This window comes from Thermincola sp. GK-1 (genome assembly GCF_059412445.1).
Genome location: NZ_JBSQAT010000010.1, coordinates 1 through 24,988, shown reverse-complemented (window position 1 = coordinate 24,988; position 24,988 = coordinate 1). Strand labels below are relative to the sequence as shown.

Annotated in this window: 27 protein-coding genes; 4 read left to right on the top strand and 23 right to left on the bottom strand. The window is 45.7% G+C overall.

Annotation, left to right across the window (positions count from 1 at the left end):
* Positions 1-22: 22 nt before the first annotated feature.
* The 22 genes from glnA (ACSNJE_RS10460) to nifH all read right to left on the bottom strand — a co-directional run bounded on the left by glnA (ACSNJE_RS10460) (position 23) and on the right by nifH (position 21,723).
* A complete protein-coding gene (gene glnA, locus ACSNJE_RS10460) occupies positions 23-1,351 on the bottom strand; it encodes a type I glutamate--ammonia ligase (RefSeq protein ID WP_013119600.1) in 1,329 nt (442 codons plus the stop codon).
* A gap of 390 nt (positions 1,352-1,741) precedes the next feature.
* Positions 1,742-3,064 (bottom strand): type I glutamate--ammonia ligase, encoded by a 1,323-nt coding sequence (gene glnA / locus ACSNJE_RS10455; RefSeq protein ID WP_474773635.1) that lies wholly within the window; start codon positions 3,062-3,064, stop codon positions 1,742-1,744.
* A 128-nt stretch (positions 3,065-3,192) separates the two neighbouring features.
* A complete protein-coding gene (locus ACSNJE_RS10450; RefSeq protein ID WP_013119598.1) occupies positions 3,193-3,771 on the bottom strand; it encodes an ANTAR domain-containing response regulator in 579 nt (192 codons plus the stop codon).
* 255 nt (positions 3,772-4,026) lie between these two features.
* Entirely contained in the window at positions 4,027-4,365 is a 339-nt protein-coding gene (locus ACSNJE_RS10445) for a P-II family nitrogen regulator (protein WP_013119597.1), read from the bottom strand.
* Between the two features lie 150 nt (positions 4,366-4,515).
* Positions 4,516-4,854, bottom strand: coding sequence for a P-II family nitrogen regulator (locus ACSNJE_RS10440; RefSeq protein WP_013119596.1), 339 nt, complete (start codon positions 4,852-4,854; stop codon positions 4,516-4,518).
* 35 nt (positions 4,855-4,889) lie between these two features.
* Positions 4,890-6,278 carry an ammonium transporter gene (locus ACSNJE_RS10435; RefSeq protein ID WP_495252660.1) on the bottom strand — a complete coding sequence of 463 codons (1,389 nt, stop codon included), beginning with the start codon at positions 6,276-6,278 and terminating at the stop codon, positions 4,890-4,892.
* 283 nt (positions 6,279-6,561) lie between these two features.
* The gene (locus ACSNJE_RS10430) at positions 6,562-6,900 is read right to left on the bottom strand and encodes a P-II family nitrogen regulator (protein WP_013119593.1); all 339 of its coding nucleotides are present in this window, start codon (positions 6,898-6,900) and stop codon (positions 6,562-6,564) included.
* 69 nt (positions 6,901-6,969) lie between these two features.
* Complete coding sequence (locus ACSNJE_RS10425; RefSeq protein WP_495252628.1) at positions 6,970-8,367, bottom strand: ammonium transporter; 1,398 nt, start codon at positions 8,365-8,367, stop codon at positions 6,970-6,972.
* 297 nt (positions 8,368-8,664) lie between these two features.
* Positions 8,665-9,504 (bottom strand): hydroxymethylglutaryl-CoA lyase-like TIM-barrel protein, encoded by an 840-nt coding sequence (locus ACSNJE_RS10420; RefSeq protein ID WP_495252627.1) that lies wholly within the window; start codon positions 9,502-9,504, stop codon positions 8,665-8,667.
* Between the two features lie 63 nt (positions 9,505-9,567).
* On the bottom strand, positions 9,568-10,257 hold the full coding sequence (locus tag ACSNJE_RS10415; protein WP_474773641.1) for an ATP-binding cassette domain-containing protein: 690 nt from the start codon (positions 10,255-10,257) through the stop codon (positions 9,568-9,570).
* Positions 10,223-10,969, bottom strand: a complete 747-nt coding sequence (modB, locus tag ACSNJE_RS10410) for a molybdate ABC transporter permease subunit (protein WP_474773642.1) — start codon at positions 10,967-10,969, stop codon at positions 10,223-10,225. Before modB ends, ACSNJE_RS10415 begins: the two co-directional genes overlap by 35 nt.
* A 21-nt stretch (positions 10,970-10,990) precedes the next feature.
* A complete protein-coding gene (modA, locus tag ACSNJE_RS10405; RefSeq protein ID WP_495252626.1) occupies positions 10,991-11,830 on the bottom strand; it encodes a molybdate ABC transporter substrate-binding protein in 840 nt (279 codons plus the stop codon).
* Between the two features lie 35 nt (positions 11,831-11,865).
* A complete protein-coding gene (locus ACSNJE_RS10400; RefSeq protein WP_474773644.1) occupies positions 11,866-12,501 on the bottom strand; it encodes a Fe-only nitrogenase accessory AnfO family protein in 636 nt (211 codons plus the stop codon).
* A gap of 78 nt (positions 12,502-12,579) precedes the next feature.
* The gene (locus ACSNJE_RS10395) at positions 12,580-12,888 is read right to left on the bottom strand and encodes a 2Fe-2S ferredoxin (RefSeq protein ID WP_013119586.1); all 309 of its coding nucleotides are present in this window, start codon (positions 12,886-12,888) and stop codon (positions 12,580-12,582) included.
* 1 nt (position 12,889) lies between these two features.
* Positions 12,890-14,176 carry a nitrogenase cofactor biosynthesis protein NifB gene (gene nifB / locus ACSNJE_RS10390; RefSeq protein WP_495252625.1) on the bottom strand — a complete coding sequence of 429 codons (1,287 nt, stop codon included), beginning with the start codon at positions 14,174-14,176 and terminating at the stop codon, positions 12,890-12,892.
* Between the two features lie 63 nt (positions 14,177-14,239).
* Positions 14,240-15,631, bottom strand: coding sequence for a nitrogenase component 1 (locus ACSNJE_RS10385; RefSeq protein WP_495252624.1), 1,392 nt, complete (start codon positions 15,629-15,631; stop codon positions 14,240-14,242).
* 91 nt (positions 15,632-15,722) lie between these two features.
* The gene (nifE, locus tag ACSNJE_RS10380) at positions 15,723-17,060 is read right to left on the bottom strand and encodes a nitrogenase iron-molybdenum cofactor biosynthesis protein NifE (protein WP_495252623.1); all 1,338 of its coding nucleotides are present in this window, start codon (positions 17,058-17,060) and stop codon (positions 15,723-15,725) included.
* A gap of 17 nt (positions 17,061-17,077) precedes the next feature.
* A complete protein-coding gene (nifK, locus tag ACSNJE_RS10375; RefSeq protein WP_474773649.1) occupies positions 17,078-18,445 on the bottom strand; it encodes a nitrogenase molybdenum-iron protein subunit beta in 1,368 nt (455 codons plus the stop codon).
* Positions 18,446-18,532: 87 nt separating this feature from the next.
* Entirely contained in the window at positions 18,533-20,134 is a 1,602-nt protein-coding gene (gene nifD / locus ACSNJE_RS10370; RefSeq protein WP_013119581.1) for a nitrogenase molybdenum-iron protein alpha chain, read from the bottom strand.
* Positions 20,135-20,155: 21 nt separating this feature from the next.
* Complete coding sequence (locus ACSNJE_RS10365) at positions 20,156-20,530, bottom strand: P-II family nitrogen regulator (protein ID WP_013119580.1); 375 nt, start codon at positions 20,528-20,530, stop codon at positions 20,156-20,158.
* A gap of 13 nt (positions 20,531-20,543) precedes the next feature.
* Positions 20,544-20,870, bottom strand: coding sequence for a P-II family nitrogen regulator (locus ACSNJE_RS10360; RefSeq protein WP_041587668.1), 327 nt, complete (start codon positions 20,868-20,870; stop codon positions 20,544-20,546).
* Positions 20,871-20,904: 34 nt separating this feature from the next.
* Complete coding sequence (gene nifH / locus ACSNJE_RS10355; protein ID WP_495252622.1) at positions 20,905-21,723, bottom strand: nitrogenase iron protein; 819 nt, start codon at positions 21,721-21,723, stop codon at positions 20,905-20,907.
* Positions 21,724-22,407: 684 nt separating this feature from the next.
* Between nifH and ACSNJE_RS10350 the strand changes: the two genes are divergently transcribed.
* The 4 genes from ACSNJE_RS10350 (at position 22,408) to ACSNJE_RS10335 (ending at position 24,724) form a co-directional block, all read left to right on the top strand.
* The gene (locus tag ACSNJE_RS10350; RefSeq protein WP_474773651.1) at positions 22,408-22,716 is read left to right on the top strand and encodes a YmaF family protein; all 309 of its coding nucleotides are present in this window, start codon (positions 22,408-22,410) and stop codon (positions 22,714-22,716) included.
* A gap of 399 nt (positions 22,717-23,115) precedes the next feature.
* On the top strand, positions 23,116-23,577 hold the full coding sequence (locus ACSNJE_RS10345) for a hypothetical protein (protein ID WP_474773652.1): 462 nt from the start codon (positions 23,116-23,118) through the stop codon (positions 23,575-23,577).
* A gap of 482 nt (positions 23,578-24,059) precedes the next feature.
* On the top strand, positions 24,060-24,242 hold the full coding sequence (locus ACSNJE_RS10340; RefSeq protein WP_474660287.1) for a hypothetical protein: 183 nt from the start codon (positions 24,060-24,062) through the stop codon (positions 24,240-24,242).
* 2 nt (positions 24,243-24,244) lie between these two features.
* Positions 24,245-24,724 carry a type II toxin-antitoxin system PemK/MazF family toxin gene (locus tag ACSNJE_RS10335; protein WP_495252621.1) on the top strand — a complete coding sequence of 160 codons (480 nt, stop codon included), beginning with the start codon at positions 24,245-24,247 and terminating at the stop codon, positions 24,722-24,724.
* A gap of 48 nt (positions 24,725-24,772) precedes the next feature.
* On the opposite strand, the gene ACSNJE_RS10330 is transcribed toward ACSNJE_RS10335, so the two are convergent.
* Positions 24,773-24,988: hypothetical protein (locus tag ACSNJE_RS10330; RefSeq protein WP_495252620.1), on the bottom strand; the 216-nt coding region annotated here is incomplete at its 5' end.

Genomic DNA, 24,988 nt, shown 5'->3' with positions numbered 1-24,988 from the left:
AAGCCGGTGCAAGTTTAGCTGATTAAAACTTTTCCAGGTACTCCTCAAGTTCCCATGGATGGACTTGAACCCTGTACCGGTCCCATTCAATTAGTTTTGCCTCCACAAACCGGTTGTAGATGTGGTCCCCCAAAGCGCTTTTCACTACTTCGTCCTTCTGAAGCTCCTTAATAGCTTCATAAAGGTTCATGGGCAGGCTTTCGATATTTTCGGCAGCCAGTTCTTCAGGGGTCATATGGTAAATGTTTTTATCCGTTGGCGGTGGAGGCTGTATTTTATTTTTAATTCCGTCCAATCCTGCCTTCAGGCAAACGGCTATTGCCAAGTATGGATTACAGGCAGGGTCCGGGTTTCTTAACTCAATACGGGTACTCATCCCTTTCTTGGAAGGAATCCTGATTAACGGACTTCTGTTGGCGGCAGACCAGGCAATATATACAGGCGCTTCATAACCGGATACCAGGCGCTTGTAAGAGTTCACTGTCGGATTAACAATAGCAGCAATAGCCTTGGCATGTTTAATCAGTCCGCCTATATAGTAATAAGCTTCTGCACTTAACTGGTCGGGAGTAGTAGGGTCATAAAAAGCGTTCTGCTCCCCCTTAAAAAGGGACTGGTTCATGTGCATACCGGAACCGGCTATACCAAAGACGGGTTTGGGCATAAAGGTAGCATGCAAACCATGTCTTTGTGCTATAGTCCGCACAACAAATTTAAAAGTCATAATCTTATCGGCAATATCAAGGGCATCATCATATTTAAAATCTATTTCATGCTGTCCGGGAGCTACCTCATGGTGCGAGGCTTCAATCTCAAAACCTAATTCTTCAAGGGTCAGAACCATATCGCGGCGAGCATTTTCGCCCAGGTCGACAGGGGTAAGGTCAAAATAACCGGCTTTATCGTGGGTAATTGTAGTAGGTCTGCCGGATTCATCGGTCAAGAAGAGAAAAAATTCCGCTTCCGGGCCCACATTCATGGTATACCCCATCTCTGCAGCCTCACTCAGTACCCGCTTGAGAGTATTCCTGGGACAGCCGCTAAAAGGGGCGCCGTCGGCATTGTAGATATCACAAATCAACCTGGCAACCGAGCCTTCCCGGGGGCGCCAGGGAAATACGGCAAAGGTATTCGGGTCTGGCTTTAGATACATGTCCGATTCCTCAATCCTTACAAATCCTTCTATTGAGGACCCGTCAAACATCATTTCCCCATCAAGAGCTTTTTCCAACTGTTCGACAGTAATAGCTACATTTTTCAATACACCAAAAATATCTGTAAACTGCAGCCGCACAAACTTTACGTTTGCCTCAGCCGCCATCTGTATAACATCTTCTTTGGTTAACGCCATTGTTAACACAACCTTTCTACTGGAAGTTTTCGTTTAATTTCAAAGCCAGACTTTCCGATACTCTACCAAAAACCGCACCGCCCTCCTTATTATGTACAAATAAAAAGCACTTCCAATAACAGAGGCTCTTGCCCCTGTTGTCTGAAAGCGCCGTTGCTTCAGAACCAGAAATACACCTTTGTATTTCCAGACTATTAATTCTGCTTCCTATTATAGCATAGCCAAAAAGAAATGCAATACTTTTTTGCTGATTATTTTGTATACTTACGGCTAAGTAGTTAACAGACACCTAAATGCTTAAAAGCGGAGTGTCAGCGACCACTCCGCTTTTAAGATGGGAAGGATGGTATAGAGAATTTGGTTCAGCATTAAGCTAGCAGTAAATTAAAATTAATAGGTGGTAAGGTATTTTTCAATTTCCCATTCGGTAACTTTTGTTCTGTATTCATCCCATTCCTGAAGTTTGCCTTCCATGAACTTATTGTAAACATGCTCACCAAGCATGTCCTTTAATACCTCATCATTTTGCAATTCGTCAAGGGCTTCCTTCAGGTTGGCCGGCAGGCTTTGAATGCCTTCAGCTGCTCTTGTGGCAGCATCCATATGGTAGATATTGGCGCTTGTTTCAGCAGGGGGTTGAATCTTGTTCTTGATTCCATCCAGGCCGGCCGCCAAAGCGCCAGCTATAGCCAGATACGGGTTGCAGGAGGGGTCCGGATTCCTGAGCTCTACCCTTGTGCTGGCTCCCCTCTTGGCAGGGATGCGGCAGAGAGCGCTTCTATTGGCAGCAGACCAAGCCAGGTATACAGGCGCTTCATAACCAGGTACAAGACGCTTATAGGAGTTTACCGTCGGGTTGGTAATAGCTGCCAAAGCGCGGGCATGCTTCAACAATCCGCCAATGTAATAGAGAGCTTCCTGGCTTAACTGCTTATACCCATTGGGATCAAAGAATGCGTTTTGATCTCCTTTAAACAGTGACTGGTTCATATGCATACCGGAACCGTTGATACCAAATATAGGTTTCGGCATAAAAGTAGCATGCAAACCGTGCCGCTGAGCAATTGTCCGGACAACAAACTTAAAGGTCATAATTTTGTCAGCAACATCCAAGGCGTCAGAATATTTAAAGTCGATTTCATGCTGTCCGGGAGCAACTTCGTGGTGGGAAGCCTCTATTTCAAAACCCATCTGTTCGAGGGTCAAAACCATATCTCTCCGGGCATTTTCACCCAGGTCCACAGGTGTCAGGTCAAAGTAGCCCGCTTTGTCGTGGGTTATAGTAGTCGGTTTTCCTTCCTCGTCAACAAGGAACAGGAAAAATTCTGCTTCCGGGCCTACATACATCCTGTACCCCAATTCTGCCGCTTCCGCAATTACCTTTTTCAGAATATAGCGCGGGTCGCCTTCAAAAGGATTGCCGTCCGGCTTATAAACATCACAGATCAGCCGGGCCACAGCTCCGTCTTTTGGTCTCCAGGGGAACACTATAAATGTATCCGGGTCGGGTCGTAAATACATATCAGATTCTTCTATCCGGGTAAAGCCCTGGATAGAAGAACCGTCGAACATAAGCTCACCATCCAAAGCCTTCTCTAATTGTTCGGTTGTAATGGCAACGTTTTTTAACACCCCGAAAATGTCAGTAAACTGCAAACGCACAAACTTTACATTTAATTCTTTTGCTTTTTCCAAAACTTCCTGTTTGGTCATTTTTTTCACACACCTTTCTCATTTTATGGTTTTGTAAAAATTAGCTTAAACTGAATACAGATGCTCAATAAATTTATTAAGCGTTAGGTCTTAACACCCCCCACTGTACAATAATTGGGATTAAAACCTTATTTGAGGTCGTGTGCCAGGATAATTGCTTTGGCAACGGCCTGCATTGACATCCTCTTGTTCATACTTTGTTTCTGAATGCGGCGAAAAGCTTCGGCTTCCGTCAGACCCAAAGTATCCATAAGTATGCCCTTGGCTTTTTCCACCAGTTTTCTGGTCTCCAGCGTATTTTTCAATTTTACTATTTCTTCTTCCAAAGCCCTGATGCGGTTATAATTTCTAATCACCAGATCTATCACCGGAAAAAGGTTGCGTTCATCAACGGGCTTAATTACATAGGCAAAAAAACGTTTTTCTTTTTCATAATCAGGTAACTTTACCTGATCCGGAGTGCCAATCAAGATAACAGGCGCCAGCCCGTCTTCTTCAACAATGTCCCCTATTTCCGCCCCCTCCAACACCGCCAGTTTGGCCTCCATAATGACTAAATCCGGCTGCCTGTAGCGGATCAATTTTAAGGCTGTCAGTCCGTCTTCTGCTTCGCCAACTACCAGATAACCGGCTTTATTTAGTAGAGCTTTCAGGTTTTTTCTACTGGCTGGATCAGGATCGGCGATTATAACACGACGCTCATCCATATATGAAGACCCCCTTTCTGGCTGGTAAAATAAAAATAAATAAAAATGAAAAAGCCCTGCAGTCCTATTCGTAAGAATAGAACTGAGGGCTTCATCGCCTCAATTGATGATACTTCATCGTATCACCGAATATTTAATTTTTTCTTGTGCCATACTATATAAATTATATATTGGTTCTATGGATATAATTATAGCAAAATTTCAACCAAATGCAACTGCAAATTTTGTTGTATACAAAATATTTAAGTCCGGGGGCTAAATGGCATCCGGGCCACTTTCACCTGTCCTGATCCGCACAGCCTTTTCAACAGGGTAAACAAAAATTTTACCGTCACCTATTTCTCCGCTCCTGGCTGCCTCTGAAATCTTTTTAATAATCTGGTCGATAAACCTGTCTTCGGCGACAATTTCGATTTTTATCTTCTCTAACAAATTGATATTATATACCTGCCCGCGGTATACTGAAGTCAACCCCATCTGGGTACCGCAGCCAATGACATGGGACACCGTCATCCCTCTGATTCCTATTAATTCGAGAGCTTCCTTAACTTCGTTGAGTTTTGCGGGCCTGATAATTGCTTCAACTTTTTTCACTGCAGTCCACCTACATTTTGTTACAAGTAGCATATATAATTGTATTATAAAGTAAACTAACTCATGTGACAATAACTCCTACCAAATTTTAAAAGTTAAGGGCCGTATAACGGCCCTTAATTTTTTATCTTTAGTGTTGATTATGTCTGGTTAAATTGCAGCCTCTCCTGCCTCGCCGGTTCTGATCCGGACAGCTTTCTCTACAGTATAAATAAATATTTTCCCGTCTCCGATTTCGCCGGTTTTGGCAGTGTCAGATATTAGCTTTACCAATTCATCAACGACGCTGTCCTTGACAACTATTTCTATTTTAATCTTCGGTAATAAGTCTATGGTATATTCTGTCCCCCTGTATATTTCCTTCTTACCTTTTTGCAATCCGCAACCAACAACTTCTGTTACTGTCAGGCCATGAATATCGTATTTCCCGAGGGCGTCCTTCAGATCGTCAAGTTTACTGGGTCTAATAATAGCCTCAACCTTTTTCATGAAAACCCCTCCTTGTCTAAACCTGGCTCTGGTTGCTATAACGGCTTTTCGACAGTCTGCCCGACGGAAGTAGGTGACACAATACCCGGGCTGGAGTAATTCACGGAAGTAGTGCCTCTCAAAACGAAGTCGCCATAGGCAACCATTCCGTGTTCGCCAAGATCAAGACCTTCCAGTTCTTCATTTTCCGTAACACGCAGGCCTACGGTGTATTTAAGGACTAAGAACAAGATACCGGTTGTAACAACAGTCCAGATGAATACAGCGACTACACCTGTCACCTGAGTAATAAGAAGGTCTACCCCGCCACCATATAAAAGGCCCCCGTCTACTGCGAACAATCCTACCATGATTGTTCCAAAGGAACCACAAACTCCGTGAACAGAAATTGCACCAACAGGGTCGTCAATTTTGGCCACTTTGTCAAAGAACTCAACCGCCAATACTACCAATACTCCAGCCATAGCACCAATCGCTGCAGCTCCAACATTGTTTACGGCAGCAGTCCCAGCAGTTATGGCCACAAGGCCGGCCAAGGCACCATTTAAGGTCATACTAACGTCGGGTTTCCCGTACCTAATCCAGGTGAAGATCATGGCCAGACATGCCCCGGCTGCCGCTGCTATATTGGTAGTAACAGCAATTTCAGCAATTTTCAGGTTAGTTGCCGATAAAGTACTGCCCGGGTTAAACCCAAACCAGCCAAACCATAGGATAAATACGCCCAACGCAGCAAGAGTAATACTGTGTCCAGGAATTACATTTACTTTTCCGTCCTTACCGTATTTGCCAATCCGGGGGCCCAGAATGGCTGCTCCGACTAGAGCGGCCCAACCGCCTACAGAGTGTACAACGGTGGAACCGGCGAAGTCTATCATACCCTTTTTAAAAAGCCACCCTTCGGAATTCCAAATCCAGTGCCCTACTATCGGGTAAATTATCAAACTAATGACTGCACTGTAAATAATGTAAGCTATGAACTTGGTTCTCTCAGCCATTGCCCCGGAAACTATAGTGGCAGCGGTAGCAGCAAAGACCGTCTGGAAAATCAGGAATGCCATAAGTGGTACAGAGAGGCCCAAATGGTCGGCATTACCTGTGGCTCCAAACAGAGAAGTCCCGAAAAGACCTGCTTTGCTGGCGCCAAACATCAGACCAAAACCAACCAACCAATAGGCAATAGTGCCTACCGCAAAGTCCATCAAGTTTTTCATGATAATGTTACCGGCATTCTTTGCCCTGGTCAACCCTGTTTCAACCATCGCAAAACCCGCCTGCATAAAGAATACCAAAAAACCTGCAATTAAAGTCCAGGCTGTATCAATAGCCACGGCGTTAGACTCGGCTGTCGGGCCATCTCCAGCCCAAGCAACCCCTATGGTTGTTAATATGAACAAAAGCGTTATCATTAATATACGTATCATTTTGCTCATCATAGTAATCCCTCCTGAAATTTACGTGTATTGATAAGCAGAAAACGCTCTTCGAAGGGAAGACGCCGATATTCCCCCCAAAAGAGCGTCACTGCTCATCAGCTTATTGGTAAACCATTATACCAAAAAAGACGCTCTCAGGAATCTTTTACCGATTCCGACAAGCGCCTTCGCTGTAGATACATCTTAGTATCAGCATTTTAATTTTTATTAGGTATAATTTTTAATTGAAAACATTATTATTTAAAGCCCGCCTTGAACATTATGTTTCCGGTTAGATCGCTTCTTCTCCACTTTCACCGGTCCTGATCCGGACAGCATTTTCGATTGGATAGACAAAAATCTTTCCGTCACCAATTTCACCGGTTCTGGCCGTGTTGACTAATATCCTGATCACCTCATCCACCCATTTATCCCTGATGACTATCTCAACCTTTATCTTGGGCAGCAGGTCAATAGTATATTCTGTACCCCTGTAGACTTCTTTTTTACCCTTCTGTAGGCCGCATCCTATTACTTCGGTAACAGTCATACCATGGATGCCAAACTTCCCCAGGGCTTCTTTTATCTCGTCCAGTTTTGACGGACGGATTATAGCTTCTATCTTCTTCATGTTACATTCCCTCTTTCCCCAGAATGTCTTATTCTGCGGTTATGCAGTAAACCAATGGATTGATAATAATTAGGTGGAAGAAATATTTAGCGACACTGAAGGGGCCTCCGCTACTTTCTCTTTAAATTGACCCTTGGAAAGGGAACCGGTTAAAACGAAATCCCGGTATGCCTCTTCCCCATGCATTGTGGAGTCAAGGCCCATGAGTTCTTCATCTTCAGTGGCCCTAATTCTGGTAAATGCATTAACTACTTTGAGTATTACGAAGGTTCCAATCGCCGCAAAAAGGTAAGTAGCAACAATACTGATAATCTGTGCCTTCAGCAGCGCCGGGTTACCGTAAAACAGCCCATCAACCCCGGCAGGGTTAACAGTTGTGGTTGCAAACAGTCCTGTGGCGATTGCGCCCCAGGTGCCTCCTATACCGTGGCATCCAAAGGCATCCAGTGCATCATCATAACCAAGCCTGGCTTTAAGTACTCCAACACCAAGGTAGCAAATAACTCCTCCAATTAAACCAATGGCTATTGCGGCAAGAGGGGTTACAAAGCCCGCTGCCGGCGTGATAGCGACCAGGCCCGCTACAGCGCCACTGGCCGCGCCCAAAAGGGTAGGTTTTCCGTGGTGCAGCCATTCGGCAAGTACCCAGGATAAAGCTGCAGCAGCGGCCGAAGTGTTAGTAACTACAAAGGCTGTTCCGGCCAGGCCGTTAGCAGCCAGAGCGCTTCCTGCGTTGAACCCGAACCAGCCAAACCATAACAGGCCAGCGCCAAGTACAGTCCATGGCAGGTTATGCGGCAGCATAGGTTCCTTGCCATACCCTTTTCTCTTTCCTAAAATCAAGGCAGCAATCAAGCCTGATACACCTGAACTTATGTGCACAACAGTACCACCTGCAAAGTCCAGCGCTCCCAGGTTGCGGATCCATCCATCTACTCCCCAGACCCAGTGAGCCAGAGGGTCATATATTATGGTAGCCCAAAGGACGGTAAAGGCCAGAAAAGCAGGAAACCTCATCCGCTCAGCGATTGACCCTGTAATCAATGCAGGAGTAATAATGGCAAACATTAACTGGAATATAGCAAAAATCTGATGCGGAATAGTCCCCGCATAATCCGGGTTTGGTTCGGCTCCTACCCCGTTGAAACCTAACCAGTCCAGGCTGCCAATTATGTGGCCGTGGTCAGGTCCGAAAGCCAGCGAATAACCGAACAGCACCCATTGAACAGAAATAATTGCAATGATAATGAAGCTCTGCATCATCGTGCTAAGCACGTTTTTCCTCCGGACCATGCCCCCATAAAATAAGGCCAGTCCCGGAGTCATGAGCATAACCAGGGCGCTTGATATAATCATAAAAGCAGTATCTCCTGCATCGACTGCAGAAGCATCTGCAGCCCAGGCTATACCAGGAAGGCTGAAAACCATCAACATAGCGCCTAATAGGCTAAGTTTAACAGTTTTCATCGGCGTCACCTCTTTTCATAATTTTTTATAGCTAAACAAAAACACTCCCTTTCGGAAACCGGCGCCTATTCCCGCAAGAGAGCGTCTTTGCTCAACCCGCTAAGTACTTCCATGAACTTAGGGGGATGAAAACCTGTATAAAAATAAAAAACGCTTTACAGAAAGTTTTCCTTTCCGAAAGCGTCATTGCTAAATTGATACAGCCTTGTATCATTTTATTATATTTTATATAAGAATAATAGCACACAATTTTATTCTTGACAATAGTTTTTTATTTTTTTATGAAGAATTTAATTCCTAAACAGCCCTGAAATGGCGCGGAAATGCATATGGTTTCCGGCGGCACGCCCGGGATACAAAGCGCGATAAAATTTTGACCCTGGAGAAATCATCAACGGGCATTGAACCAAAATGCTGTTTAAAAATAAGGAGCATCTCTTCAAAGGCGGCATTGCCGGCCCTTTCTCCGATCCCGTTAACAGTAGTGCTTATATACCGGCACCCCGCTTTTACCGCCGCCAGTGTATTGGCAGCGGCCATGCCGAAATCATTATGGGCATGAATTTCCACATTACTTCCTATGCGGGAGATGAGACTTCTCATTATTTCATATGTTCTAAAGGGCTCTAATATGCCAACAGTATCGGCATACCTTATCCTTACTGCACCCTCTTCTAAAGCTATGCCGGCAACAAGGGCGACAAACTTTTGGTCGGCCCGGGAAGCGTCTTCTAACCCAACGGAGACAGTACAACCCGCCTTCACAGCATAACACAGCACGTCTTTAAGCGTTTCCAGTACCCACCGGCGGTTTTTTCTCAGCTTGTATTTTATCTGTATATCTGAGACCGGAACCGATAAATGCACACTGTTTACGCCACAGCTCAGGGAAGCCTCTATATCCTTTACAGATAAGCGATTCCAGGTAAAAATACCTGCCTGCAACCCCAAGCCGGCAATATGACGAATGACTTCCTGTTCTTCCAGCCCCATGGCCGGAGTGCCAACTTCTATCAATGGTATCCCGGCACCGTCAAGCAGCCGGGCAATAGCAATTTTCTCCGTAGGTGTAAAAGCTATACCGGCAGCCTGTTCACCGTCCCTTAACGTTGTATCAACTATCAAAAATTCAGACATAGGCGCACCTCCTCCTTCGGGCCGGATTGGTGATTAGTGACTTCGTTTTAACTGTTTTTCCCTTTACCTGGTCAGGTATACTAATGTGGAGGACGCGCTCCGTAGCTGCCCTAACGTGTATTGTTTCCCCTCATGAAGGTACAGGGCCTGATCCGCTAGGTACTTCACATCCTCACTGTTATGGGTCACCATAACAAAAGGAATCCCCCATTTCCCCTGAAGTTCTTTCAATTCCCTGCGCAACAGCTTCCGCGTATAATCATCCAGGGCTGACAGGGGTTCATCAAGAAGCAGGATATCAGGTTCGGTCATCAGGGCCCTGGCCAGGGCAACCCGCTGTTTCTCACCGCCTGACAGTTCGTCCGGGTATCTGTGCTGAAGATGGGTTACCTTTAACATTTCCAGCACGTCGAAAACAGAAAGCCTGTAGCCCCTCTTTTTTTTGCAGCCTTTTACTCCGTACATGGCATTTTGTTTTACTGTCATATGAGGAAATAAAGCATAATCCTGAAATACATAACCTACTCTTCGCAGGCGTGCCGGTAAATTAACACCTTCCCAGGAGCAATAGAAAACCTTCCCTTTTAAACTGATAAAACCCTCATCCGGCGAGACAAGTCCTGCGATGCATTGCAGCAGGGTTGTTTTGCCGGCTCCGGAAGGGCCTAATATAGCAGTTATGCCATTAGCAAAAGAAAAGGCCACTTTTAATGAGAAATCAGGTAAAGCCTTTTGTATATTTACTTCTAACACCCATTTCACCTCTTTCCGGTCCCTTCTTGTCCTGCCGGCCTTGAAAACCCTGACCCGTTTTCCCCTGCCATTTATTGACGGCGAAGGTAATGATAAAAGAGGCTGCCGTTATAATTGCCACCAGCCGGCCGGCTGTATCAATATCGCCCGATTCCACAGAAAAGTATATAGCTAAAGGTATGGTCTGGGTCTGGCCCGGAATATTGCCAGCCAGCATCACCGTTGCGCCAAACTCACCCAGTGACCTGGCGAAAGCCATGAGAACGCCGGCGAGAACGCCCGGTAAGGCCAGCGGTAAGGAGATAGTGTAAAAAACTTTCCACTCGGAAGCGCCGAGATTCCTGGCCGCACTTTCCAGCCTTCTGTCAACCGACCCGAACCCTGCCTTGGCACTGCGATACATTAATGGAAAGGATACTACGGCCGCAGCAATCACAGCGGCCCACCAGGTAAATACCACCCGTACGTTAAATACTTCTTCCAGTATAAATCCCAGGGGCCCGTGTTTGCCAAACAGCAGCAGCAGGCCGAAGCCTATTACCGTAGGCGGTAAAACCAGGGGCAGCCCTATAATTGTTTCCACCAGGTTCTTCCCGGGAAACTCCTTGCGGGACATAACCCAGGCTGTTCCTGTTCCAAGGGCTGTTGTTATTGTAGTTGATATTAAAGCTACCTTTACAGATAAAATCACCGGTTCTACAGGTACAGCCAAAAAAAGCCCCTCCTTTCCCGGTTATTCTGCTCCGGGTACCGAAAAACCGTATTTTTGAAATACCTTCCGTATTTCTTCCTCTCCCATGAACTCCAGGAAATCTTCTGCCTGTTCCCTGTGGTCAGAACCTTTTATCACAGCTCCAGGGTATTTGATAGGCCTATGCAGCCCTGAGGGTATGATGAAAAGGGTTTTAACATTTTTGGAAAGGACGGCGTCTGACAGGTAAACAAAACCGGCATCGGCGTTTCCCGTTTCCACATAAGCCAAAACCTGCCTTACATCTTTGGCAAAAACCAGTTTGGAGGATAATTTTTCATATAGGCCGGCATTCTGCAAAGCTTCTTCGGTATATTCCCCTGCCGGGACTGTATCGGGGTTGCCAATGGCTATTTTATCCAATTTCCGGCTGAGAATGTCTTCCAGGGGACCAATTTCAATGGGTTCGCCGGCAGGAGCTATTAAAGCCAACCGGTTACCGAAAATAATAACAGGGTTTTCAACAAGGTCCTGTTTGACCAGAGCATCCATTTGTTCTTCCCCGGCAGAGAAAAAAAGGTCAGCGGGAGCTCCCTGTTCAATTTGGCGCTGCAGGGTACCTGAGGAGGCAAAATTAAACCTTAATCTTATACCCGGATTTTTTTCTTCGTACATTTTCCGGACTTCTGTCAAAACGTCCTTTAAGCTGGCTGCAGCAGAAACATCAAGTATAATCTCTTTCTTCCCCTGCAGGGCCTTTTCACTGCTAACCCCCTTTTGCCCACAACTGTTAAGCGGTAGAATTGATAAAAGGGCTGCAAGCATTAAAAACATTTTTTTCATGACTTTTAATCCATCGCTTGATAGAAAGGCCATCCTCATACTCCCAACCCCTTTCTCAACCGGTTATTTTTTCATTAACATTGGTCACTGCATTTCTTCGTTATTGTGACTCTTATCTCCCCGTTCCCAAGCTTTTCTATTCTGCCTAATAGTCCGGAACTATATAGTTCACCTTCCAGCCATGGCGGAACATGGTCACAAAGCACTTCCAATTCGTAAAAGCTACCTTTTCTCAAAAAAGGCAATAAGGCCTGCTTTGATGTGATTCCAAGGTTGCGGCTCTGAATATCTTTAAGGGATATATAAAAACACCCCGCCGACCTTTCGATAGGCTTTATTTCTGTATCAGGATTTCCGTCGCGCGTTTTCCCGGCCCTTTCTGCTTCTTCCTGCTCAAGAATGTAGTCCAGGAATTCCAGGGGATTTCCCTCAAACTCCCATATGCTGCAGCCCGCCTTCTCCAGTTCAAAATACGGCACACCGATTACAGAAAGCCCGATGAATACCCGGCAGGTACCAAGAAACTTTACCACCTCAGCCATCTTTTCCCGCAGTCCCCTCATACCCTGGCTGTCAGCAAGAGTAAACCCTTTTTCCCTTAATTTTTTCCACTTGCCCTGGTTTCTCTGAAATACGATAACTTTCCCTTTTTCGTAGAAGGAAGCCGTATTCCCGTCTGCACCGACAAACACAGCAATTTCTTTAGCCATTTTTCTCACCCCCCCGTACTAATGGGCCGATGTCTCCTGACTATCGTTGTGTAACCAAAGGTTTTGTCTGTTAATAGACTAGAAAATCAAGCGGGCAAGGGGTCTCCCCCCTTCTATATGCTCCTCCATAATTTCTTCCACGTCGTCAACTGTAACCGCTCCATACCAGACATTATCGGGGTAGACTATCACGATGGGGCCTTTTTCACAAATTCCCAGGCAACCTGTGTTGGTTACAAAAACCTCGCTTCCCAGCCCGCGCTCTTCAATTTCTTCCATAAATGCTTCCATTAATTCCACTGATGCTTTGGCATGGCAGAAGCCCTTCTGCTGACCCGTAGGCCGGGAACTGGTACAGACAAAAATATGGTACTTAGGTTTATTCATTTTAAACCGCCTCCTTGCCCTCAATCTTTTGTACGGCAAAACTCAGGCCCTCTTCCACTGTGCCGTAATGTTCTATGCTGACGATACCTTTTTTCAGCAGCCTCTGCCTGGCTTGGTAGCCTATCCGCAATATGAGTACCGCATTGCAGTCTTTCAGTGCATCGGCAATGGCATCTTTTTTATCTTCTTCCGTTTCACAAAGTTCTGCCCCACTGCAGTATTTGTCAACCCGCCTTGTTTCCACCATTTCGAAGTAACGGCCATTCCCATCATAAATAAGGAATTCTGAAGCATGGCCAAAATGCTGGTCAATCAGATCGCCTCTTTTCGATGCCACCGCAATTCTGTAAATCTTCTTCCCTTGACCGGAGGCTGTTCCCGCAGGTATTCTCCCTGCTGTCTCGGCGGCAAATTCTATCGACCTGTCGTCTCCCAGCAAACCAATGGCATCGGCCCTGCACTGCCGGCAGTGACGCATCTGGTGTAAATGAAGCTGGCACTGGTTTCTCATCTTGTTTAATTCCTTCATGCTGGTTTGCGGGTAATTTTCAAAAGCGCTTCCCGGCGCGGGAATTAACGGCATAATATTGGTCATAAAGGCCCCCAGTTCCTTCACCTTTTTGACTATGTCAGGTATGTGAAAGTCATTGATGTCTTTGATCATAACTATGTTCACCTTGACAAGGACTCCGTTTTCCGCCAGCAGCCGAATACCTTCCAACTGGTTTTTTATCAAAATGGCCGCACCTGTTTCCCCCTCATATCTCTTTCCTTTGTACAGAATGTGGCCGTAAATCCGGGCCCCAATCTCCGGGTTAAGGCAATTTACTGTTACCGTGACATGCTTTATGCCCAGACTTATAATTTCGTGGTAATATTCCGGAAGCAGCAGACCGTTGGTCGACAGGCAAAAGATGATTTCAGGGTCGATAGCCTTCAGCCGTTTAATACTTTCCCTTGTTATTTCCCAGTTGGCCAGGGCATCTCCAGGCCCTGCTATCCCTACCACACTTAAGTTTTCAATCTGCGCTTTCACCCTGCGGAATTTTTGCTCTGCTGATTGGGGAGTAAGGATTTCACTGGTCACTCCCGGCCTGCTTTCGTGCAGGCAGTCAAATTTCCTGTTGCAGTAGTTACAGTTGATATTGCACTTGGGCGCAACGGGCAGGTGCATGCGGGCATGTTTATGATGAGCTCCAAAGGAATAGCAGGGATGCTTGGCAGTAGCTTCCAACAGGCCCGGTGGTATATGTTTGTTATTAACACTGCATGGCGAACTGCATTCCATCGCCTTCACCTCCTACAATAGTTGCCAGCGACCAGTGGTCAGTGGCCGGTAGTTATCAATGCTTTAATGCGCCGGTACAGCGGCATGATAATGTTTGTAGTACTTTTGGTACATCGAACTCCTATAGTTAGTAAGCTTATTTTCTAATAATGTATTAGTTATACGATCCAGAAACATGGTGGTCCCCGTATACCCTACTGACAACAGCCGCTGCCCCCCAACCCGGTCATGGATGGGAAAGCCCAGCCGGACCAGAGGAATACCTTCTTTTTCTGTAAGGTACCGGCCCTCTGAAGAGCCAATGGCAATATTGGCGCCCATTTCACGGCTGTTTTTGCGGATTTGCGTAAAATCAGAAGAGGTAAGGATCCTGGTTTCAATCTCTAACTCGTGCAAAAAGCCCTTAAGTAACCTGGGCAGTTTGGAATTCCTGCTGCCTGTGGCCACCACTACCGGGAAAATCCCGTTTTCACTGCAGGTTTTTGTAACAGCGAAAACAAGTTCCGGTTCCCCAAAAATTACGCTTCGGCCATGGAAATTATATTTATGCGAATCGACCATGGCATCTAAAAGCCTGCCCCGTTCCAACCGCAGGCTTGCGGGCATTTCTTTCCCCGTAATTTCCTTAAGACACGCAAAAAATAAGTCCGTATTTTCAACACCCATCGGTATGGGCAGATTATATAAGGGCACATCATACTCGGTTTGTAAAAACCTACCGGGAGACATACTGTCTTCTACCGTCATCCCAAACTGTATGGTAGCTGCGGAGCCTGCCATTACCTTGATGTCTGCCGTCCTGGTACCTCCTGCGGGAATCTTTTGGTACGGCTTTTCAAAGGGTCGGTCGAGGGTTTCTGAAAAATCAGGGAACAAAATATATTCCACGCCCATTAAGTCCAGCAGTCTCTTGATTTCCCGTATATCGGCGGGGCTTATATTAGGCACAATTACGTTAACCCGGGAATGTCTCTTCGCCCTTTGAGTAAGTTTGGTAACGATTCTTGTCAGAGTAAACCAGTAACCTTCAAAATGGCTGTCCCCGTAACCGGGAGTAGGTACGGTAACAACAGGGAAACCCTCTAAGCCCCTGTCACGCAAGTAATCCGAAGTAATTCTTTCTATATCTTCACCGATTGTCTCCGCCAGGCAGGTAGTCAAAACTCCGACCAGTTTGGGCCGATAAACTTTCATTATATTATCGAGGCCTGTTTTCAGGTTCTGTTCTCCCCCGTAAACGGTTCCCTTTTCATTAAGTGAAGAAGACCCTACGTCAATGGGTTCGTTAAAGTGTTCGGCAATATGCCTCCTCATATAGGTGGCGCAACCCTGGGAACCATGGAGGATGACCATTGACTGCTCTATTCCTTTAAAGGGAATGATCCCGCCCATAGGCATACACATATGGCATGGGTTTTCGGTAACATTACGAAACTTTGGGGTCTCCTTCTTCATAAGCTTTCCTCCTTTTTGGGCATCCTTTAAAAAGGCCAATCCCTGAAATCAAATGTCTGAGAATTATTGCCGCCGGGAGGCCTGGAGACTTTTATCCAATGAATCTCCAGACGGGGGAGCAAACTGTAGAGTAGACCTCTTCCGCGAAATTTACAGCTCCCACAAAACCGCTCAGGGGATGCTTCCGGTCATGGTTGTGGTCTATAAAGGCTAAGCCCATTTTATAGGCCAGGGGCCGCTCCTTCACGCCTCCCACCAGCAGGTGGGCGCCCTTTTCCAGCATAAAGCGTTCCAATTCTGAAGGGTTGGCATCGTCCAGTACTACTGTCCCTTCATTAACCAGGTCATGGATCACCTCATACTCTTCCCGCCTTCCTGTCTGGGTACCAACCATAACAACATCTATGCCCAATTCTTTAAACTGCTTAATTAAGGAAATTGCCTTAAACCCGCCTCCCACATATACTGCGGCTTTTTTACCCTGCAGTTTCTTCCGGTAACCCCTTATAAGAGGCTCTATTCGCCGAATTTCTTTATCAATTAAGGCTTCCGCACGCCGGGTAATTTCATCATTGTTAAAAAATGCGGCAATTTTGCGCAGGGAATCGGAGGTATCCTCGATGCCCAGAAAAGATACGTTCATAAAGGGAATGCCAAAGCGGTCTTTCATTTTTCTAGCCAGGTAATGCATGGAACCGGCACACTGGACGATATTTAAAGAAGCTTCCGGGGCTTTTTTCAGCGCCATGTAATCTGAGTCGCCGGTAAAGGTTACATTGACCTCTATACCCATTTCATACAGATAATTTTTAATTATCCATGCCTCGGCAGCCAGGTTAAAATCACCCAAATAGTTAATTTTGGGGTCGTTCTTTTTCTTCTCCGTTTCACCAGAATTAATCAGGCGGAACAGGGCATCACAGGCTGCCCTGTATCCGGCCGCTTTATTTCCGATAAACCCACTTGACTCAACCGGGATTACTTCGATGTTGTGTTTCTGCGCAGCCGCCTTGCAAACGGCTTCCAGGTCGTCACCTATTACCCCCACGATGCAGGTAGCATAGACAAAAACCAGCCTGGGCTTATATTTACCTACCAAATCATCAATGGCCCGGGCCAGTTTCTTTTCACCGCCAAAAATTACATCTTCTTCCTGCAGGTCAGTGGAGAAACTGTTCCGGTAAAGTTCGGAACCGCTGCTAAGGCTCCCCCTGATATCCCAGGTATAGCTGGCACAGCCAATGGGTCCGTGAACAAGGTGGATTGCATCAGTGACAGGGTTCAAAACTACCCTGGCCCCGCAGTAGACACATGCCCGCTGGCTGACGCACCCCGCAATGCTGTCCGTGTCACACTTAATCTGCTTTTTCTGTTTACCCTTGACAGCAATAGAGTCAAGACGTTCTCTGATGGCCAGGCCGGTGTCCATATGACCACGTCCTTCCGTTACATGACCAACTCAAAGTCTTCATCAGCGGCATCCCGGTCCTGCCTGTCAAGGAGGGCGTTGCTGATCATTTCAACCAGCCGCATGGCCCCTTTGTAACCTACAATGGGCATATAAGAGTGTACGCTCCTATCGAGAATCGGGAAGCCTACCCGTACCAGCGGTATGTCTTCAGCCCGGGCGATATACTTGCCGTAAGTGTTGCCGATGATCAGGTCCACCGGTTCATTCTTGATCCACTGGTGGAATTCGAAGAGGTCGCCGGCAGCCTTTACATTGCCCTTTAGACCGGACTCCAGCAGCATGGCCTTGACTTCCTTCTCGAAGGTACTGCCCGGAGTACCGGTCAGTACATGCACCGGTACCATGCCCAGACCCAGTACTAACTCGGTCAAGCCGATAACGATATCCGGATCGCCAAAGATAGCCACTTTTTTACCATGAAATTGATGGTGCGTGTCTACCATAATATCCACCAATTGGCCCCTTTCTTCTTCCAGTTCATAAGGTATTTCGGTAACAAAAGTATTCCTGAGGGTCATAAGGAACTCATCTGTTGCTTTTACTCCAATGGGCGTCTTCAGGGTCTTTGCGGGTACTTTGCACTTGCGCTCCAATGCAATGGCGGCATCGGTAGATGCAAATGAACCCAGGGCAATAGTCAACTTAGAATTACCGGTATCTTTCAGTTCTTCAACGGTAGTACCACCTTTGGGGAACATTTCAAACTTGCCGGTCATTGGGGAGTCTACGACACCGGAAGTGTCGGGGAACATGATAAAGTTAATCCCCATGGCTTTGACCAGCCTTTTAATCTCCCGCATATCACCCGGGTTCACAAAACCGGGAATGATATTGACCTGTTCCTTTTTGGTCTCGGTGGTGGCCTCAGACAAGTAATTAACCATTCCCCTAGTCATGTTGGAGAAACCGGTGATATGGGACCCAACGTAACTCGGGGTGTTGGCGTGGATCACAATTTTGCCTTCCGGTATTTCAGCCTGGTTCAGGAACGCCGGGATATCATCACCGATGGTCTCGGTGAGACAGGTAGTGTGAATGGCCATGACATCCGGGTTATAGATGGCAAATACGTTTTTGATAGCAGTTTTTAGATTGGCGCCGCCTCCGAAAACGGAAGCCCCTTCGGTAAAGGAACTGGTTGACGCCAGTATGGGATCACGAAAATGCCTGGTCAGATGAGACCGGTGGTAGGCACAGCATCCCTGAGAGCCATGGCTGTGGGGAAGGCACCTGTGTATGCCGAGAGCGGCATACATGGCCCCAATCGGCTGGCATGTCTTGGCTGGATTGATTAAACCACCCGAAGCGCGTTCTTTAATTTCTTTAGGCGTAAAGTCTAGCATTTTATTTTCCTCCTTTCTGTCATAGGCCGACTGCCGGCAGCCAGTAGGCTATGCCCTGCGCCGGCGGTCGTTCCACTAACTGCACTATTATTTTTGCAATTGCCCCTCCAGTAACGGTTTGCCTTTCCAGGGAGGAGCTATGAAGTTCCAGGCCGGATTAGTAAACATAGCCGTTACATCCTGGGCAAATTTGACAGCGCCGTTAAAGCCGGCGTAAGGTCCGCTGTAATCATAGTTGTGGAGCTGCTTGGAAGGAATGCCCATTTTATGCGGAATGTATTTATCTTTAATCCCCGACGCAAAAATATCGGGCTTGAGAATCCTGATAAACTCCTCGGTTTCAAAGTGGTTCATGTCGTCAATAATTACATGTCCGTCCTTCATATCCACATTCATGCCGGCATAATAGCTCAGTGGGATTTTTTTCTTCAATTCTTCCGCTTTTTCAGGCGAAATTCTCAGTTTAAAAAACTTGGGATCGGGTTCCACATGCAATTCGGGAATGTTCTTGCTGTCAGCATCAACCTTGATATGCGGTATAACCTGCCGACCCTCGTAATCGTCCCGGTGGGCAAATTCGTAACCTGCCAGTACGGTTTCAATGCCCAAGTCCTCAAACAGCTTCTGGTAGTGGTGTCCCCTGGAACCGCCGACGAAACAAAAGGCAGTTTTACCCTTACATATTTTCCTGTACTGCTCCAGGATTGGTTCGATCCTGGCCAACTCCTTGGCAATAACCTCTTCCGTCTTTTTAATTAGCTCTTCGTCACCAAAGTACTGGGCCATATCGCGCAGGGACTGGCAAGTAGCCTCAACGCCTATGAAGTTCACCTTTAACCACGGTGTACCGTATTTAATTTCCAGCATCTCCGCGATGTAGTTAATGGACCGGTGGCACTGAACCAGGTTAAGGTCAGCCACATGAGCATTTTTCAGGTCTTCGTAAGAGCCGTCACCGCTGGCTACGGCGATAACATGGTAACCTATCTCTTCCAGAATACGGTGGATTTCCCAACTGTCGCCGCCGATATTGTACTCGCCCAAAATATTAATGGAATATTTGGCCGGCGCTGCCGTCATCTCTCCCTTGCCAACTACCCACTCCAGCAAACCGTTGTTGGCAATATGGTGGCCGGCCGACTGGCTGACGCCCCGGTAACCCTCGCAGTTAAAACCCATAACGGGAATGCCGTGCTTTTCCTGGGCTGCTTTGGCCACTGCCTGAATATCGTCTCCTATAAGACCAACAGGGCAGGTAGCAGATATAGTAATGGCATTGGGTTTAAAGATTTCCACCACTTCGTCAATGACCTGGGCCAGTTTTTTCTCGCCGCCAAATACGATGTCTTTTTCCTGCATATCAGTAGTAACACAGTAAGCAAGGTAATTCTTGCCGTCCGGGGGCGTCTTGGCTTTATTTCTCCGGGTTAGCCAGGAATAGTAGCCGCATCCCACAGGCCCATGGGTAATATGTACTATATCCTTGAGCGGACCCAGCACCACGCCCTTGCAGCCGGCATAAGCACAGCCCCGGTTGGTGATAATGCCGGGAATAGTCCGGGTATTGGCTTCGATTTCCTGGGGCTCCTGGCTGGAATCTTTAATCAGGATGTGCTTTTTGCGGTTTCTTTTTACTTTGGCAGGATAAGCCTCAAGTATTCTTTCTAAATCCTTTTCTGTAACAGACATGGTTACAACCCCCTTTTTCTTTTAGATTGCTTCTTCGCCGGTTTCCCCGGTGCGGACCCTGATTACATCCGTGACCGGGAGGACAAAGATTTTACCGTCACCGACGTGACCTTCCTTGTTTACGGCTATGATGGTATCGACAACCTTCTGTACATCTTCATCCTTTACAATTATGCTCAGCAGCCGCTTGGGAATTAACCGTCCGCCCTTCAACATGCTTTGCAGAATGATTTCCCGGTTCTCGTCTGTGGCCTTGTCAAGCAGGGCCAAGTCCTTAAGCATCTTGCCCCGGCCCATAACCTTGGTGGCAGTCATCCGGCAAAACCCGGCTTCAGCAAGGGCGCTTCTGGTTTGACCGACCTTATTCATACGGATAATGGCAATAATTTCTTTCATGGCCGGCCACCTCCTATAGCTCTTTCTTGCCGCTGCTGATGGTATATACCTCTTCCACAGGAAGAATAAAGATTTTACCGTCGCCGTAATGGCCCTGTTCGCCTGTCTTGGCGTGTCTCATAATAATGCTGACCACATCATCCTTGTCTTCGTCCCGAACCACGATCATCAGCAGTTCCTTGGGAATTTCATCGTAAACAACATCTCCCACAATAACGCCTTTTTGCTTACCACGACCAACCACGTCAATCTTGGTTACGGCCGGAAAACCGGCATCGTTGAGTTCTGCCAGAATCCGGTTGGTTTTTTCAGGTCTCACGACAGCTTTAATCATTAACATAGGCCTCAATCCTCGCTTTCTGTTTTTCTTCCGGTTAGTCCAGGATACCGTGTTCCATGAGCAGTTCTTCCAACCTGTCCTGAGTCATGGGCGACGGGATTACAAACATGTCATTGCCGTCGATATTCCTGGCCAGCGTCCTGTATTCGTCAGCCTGGGGGTGAGTGGGGTAATAGTCGATAACGGTTTTCTTGTTAATTTCCGCCCTCTGCACCATATTGTCCCGGGGTACAAAGTGAATCAACTGGGACCCGAGCTCTTTTGCAAAATGCTGCAACAACTCAAGCTCGTTATCCACCTTCCGGCTGTTACAAATAATGCCGCCCAAGCGAACACCGCCGCTCTGAGCATATTTTTTGATCCCCTTGCAGATGTTGTTGGCCGCATAGAGGGCCATCATTTCGCCGGAAGCAACAATGTAAATTTCCTGGGCCTTGCCTTCCCGGATGGGCATGGCAAAACCGCCGCAGACAACGTCACCAAGTACATCATAGAATACATAGTCAAGGTTATCCTCGTAAGCCCCCAGGGACTCCAAAAGGTTAATGGAAGTGATTATACCGCGTCCGGCACAGCCTACCCCGGGCTCAGGGCCACCGGACTCAACACATTTTGTACCCCCATAGCCTTCCCGCATGATATCCTCCAGATCAATGTCCTCGCCTTCGTCACGCAGGGTGTCCAGAACGGTCTTCTGGTTCAGACCATGAAGCAGCAAGCGGGTTGAATCCGCTTTGGGGTCACAGCCCACCACCATTACCCTTTTACCCATTTCGGCCAGCGCAGCCACCGTGTTCTGTGTTGTGGTGGACTTGCCAATACCGCCTTTTCCGTAAATAGCAACCTGTCTCATAAATACCAACCTCCTAAAATTAAATATGGTAAACTTTGTCGGCGTCATTTTTGGCACTACCTATTATTTTTAGCTGTTCACCTCCCTTGGGAAGATCCACAGATGTATACAAAAAGGCGCCGGGGTAAGTGAGTTAACCCTGGCGCCTTCGCCTGAACAATCGCCGTAGAATTAAACAAAAAGGCCCTTTGGCTTCCAAACCGGAAATTATGCCAAAAGGCCCCTCTGCCCATGTACATCGAAGTACTCTAACAACAGTGTTTTGCAGAAATCATGAAGTATCCTTTATTTAATTTTATCATAACATAAAACTAATTCATTTCGTTTTACATAAACAAAAAATGCTTTCCGGCCTCGGAAAGCATCATTGCTCAGTTGATACAACTGTGTATCGGTTATGGTTTATAGTGATAGTATAATTGGCATGAATTAAATTGTCAATAGAAATTTAAAATTTCTGTGTTTAAGCAAAATAGAAAAATAACATCCGTTTATCAAAAGTTGAATTAGTAGTTGGAAATATTGCTTGAAGAGTAAAAATCATAAATAACTTTTTTACATTTTTTAGAAGAGAAAAATCAAAGACTTGGCGAAAAATAATATTTTTAAAAATATGCTTTTAATTATGTCTCCATAAAAGTGCTTTACACATATACTAGATTGACGACGAAAGGAGCTGATGGGATGAATAATGTTAACAATTATGGGCCTTCACATCAACATAAATTTGCAGGGGTAACTTCAGTAAATTTAAACCATAGTCACAGGTACTCAGGATTTACAGACCCAGCTCCAAGTGAAGTTCCTCATTCACACAGATATTATACTGTTACTACCTATGATGATGGCCACACCCATATAGTCTCTGGAATAACCGGTACTTCCATCGAACTTCCCGAGGGAGGTCATTATCATAATTTTGGAGGAGAAACCTCAATTAGTGGAAGTACCCCTCACCTACACAGTTACAAGGGTACTACAGGAATCAGCTAAATTAACATATAGCCGTATTTCATCTGACCCATGGTTGAAAAGGAACTTTATCCGCCCGCAGGCTGGCGCGGTTTTTGCACCGTCAATGCAGGAATCGTGACAACGGCGGCTTTCTTTATTTGTATCTCTCTACAGTCCCAGCCGTTGGCGCGATTGTTGCCAGATAACTGTAAAAACCGTGACGGCCGAGGACGGGACAAGTTGGGTCGGAGCGTAGTGGAGCCGTTTAGCTTGTTGTTAGCTGAAGTTGGCCGGAAACTGTTTAAAATTGATTAGCCAAAAGTTTTATTAACAAAAAACATGTTTTGCGATGCCTTACAATGCATAAGTATAAACTAACTGAACCAACGGATATACTAAAATCTAGATAGCAATAAATTTAATGAAGGAGATATTACTATGAAGGACACTTTGACTATAGGTACTATAGCTGGAATATCGGGAACGATTGTAATGCATCTATTATCAATGGTATGGAAATCGCTTGGTATAATAAAGATTACAACATTGCAAGTATCTGCAGCTATCTTACTCAGTTGGAGTCAAGTCAACACTATCTATGGCTATTTAGTAGGTATTATAGTTCATTTAGTAATTGGAGCCGCCGGTGGTGTTTTATTAGCTTATTTGCTCAAACTGTCAGGAAAGGATTATTACTGGCTAAAAGGATTAGCATTAGCTGGTTTCATGTTATTGATTGGTATGGGACTTATTGTACGTTTACTAAAAATAGCTCCGCAAATGAAAAACGATGGCTTAACAACATTAATGCATACCCTGAATTATGTTGTGTACGGTTTGTTGAGCTCATATATAATTGCCAAGTATGGAAAATTTTCAATAACAACAAATTCAAAATAATAATTGAAAAAGTGAATTGCGGTAGGACTGCCAGTTACCCGACAACCCACGCACGTCCCGACGTATGGAATATTTTACTTTATATGTTTTATTAGCCTGCATTTCCTGCCAGAAACGTATTTCTGGCAAGGATTATAAAACTTTGAATCCCCATAAACTGCTTCTATACACGCAGCTTCGTCCAACACGTGTTGCCGCCAAATGAGCATATTGAGTAACGGTTTAACGCCGGCAGGGCCAGTGCTTTGCCGGTGTTTTTGTATGCTCAACTGCGGAAACACGGCTTTATGTTAGGCGAAGTCTTTTGTCTGCCTCAATTAATGGTACTTCTTCTATTATTTGTTTCATTTTTCTTTTGAATGGGCATATTGTATAGTAATATGCTATTGAAATACGCTATAGTAAGGTGGTACAATATGGTTAAAAGGAACAAGCCCTGGAATAAAAAACTTTCTTCTTTGAGAAAGAAGGAGGGACTAAAAATGCCTGCGATTTTAGAAAAGGAAGAAACCAAAACTCAAAATCTTTCCACTTTTCATATTATGATATTAAATGATAAAAAGAGGCAAGAAATTTTCGACTATTATGACGCTAAGTATCAAGAAACCGAAGAAGCCAATAAATTTTGTAAAAACATGAAGACCAGAAGAAAGTTGGATAAATAGTTATGCCTTGTCCACCTTTGCCTGCAAACCCGACCCCAAGTTCACATACTGAAAAAGGCTGCGTACATTGGTTTAATTTTGGAACTAACCCAGACGCAAGAAATATGAGCGACATACATCCTTGCATAATTATCGGTAGAAATAATAGAAATTCTAGCAGAGTTTTGATTGCTCCAATTTCTGATATAAGCAATTATGTAGAAGGTCGGCCTCCAAAACTTAAATACCCTTATCATGCAGCACTTTATAAACGAACTTACAGATTTCTTGATAAGGACAGTGCAATTTTGTTAGACCAAATCTATACTGTAGGGAAAGCCGAACTATACGAAGAATGGTATATGGGTAAAGTAACAAATACGCAGGAAATTGACGAGGCTTTAGTATATAACTTTGATCTATTCGATTCAATTCTTAATACATACGTAGAATTACTTAAAAGTTTTCAATCTCAATACATTGGAAAATACAGTAGACGATAATATTTTACTAGGACCTCCTATTGGGGGTCTTTTATTATGCAACCTTAATTATACCATATTTAGACAAAACATTTCACATAACGCAGTGGAGCTAAATGAACTTTCCCGCCCATAAGGCTGGCGCGGTTTTTGCCAGGTAACTGCAAAACCCGTGACAGCCGAGGACGGGGCAAGTTGGGTCGGAGCACAGCGCAGCCGTTTCCAGCGTTGTTCGTATAATACGGTCATAACCAGCTTGAACTGGTATGGCCTTTTTTGTTTTGT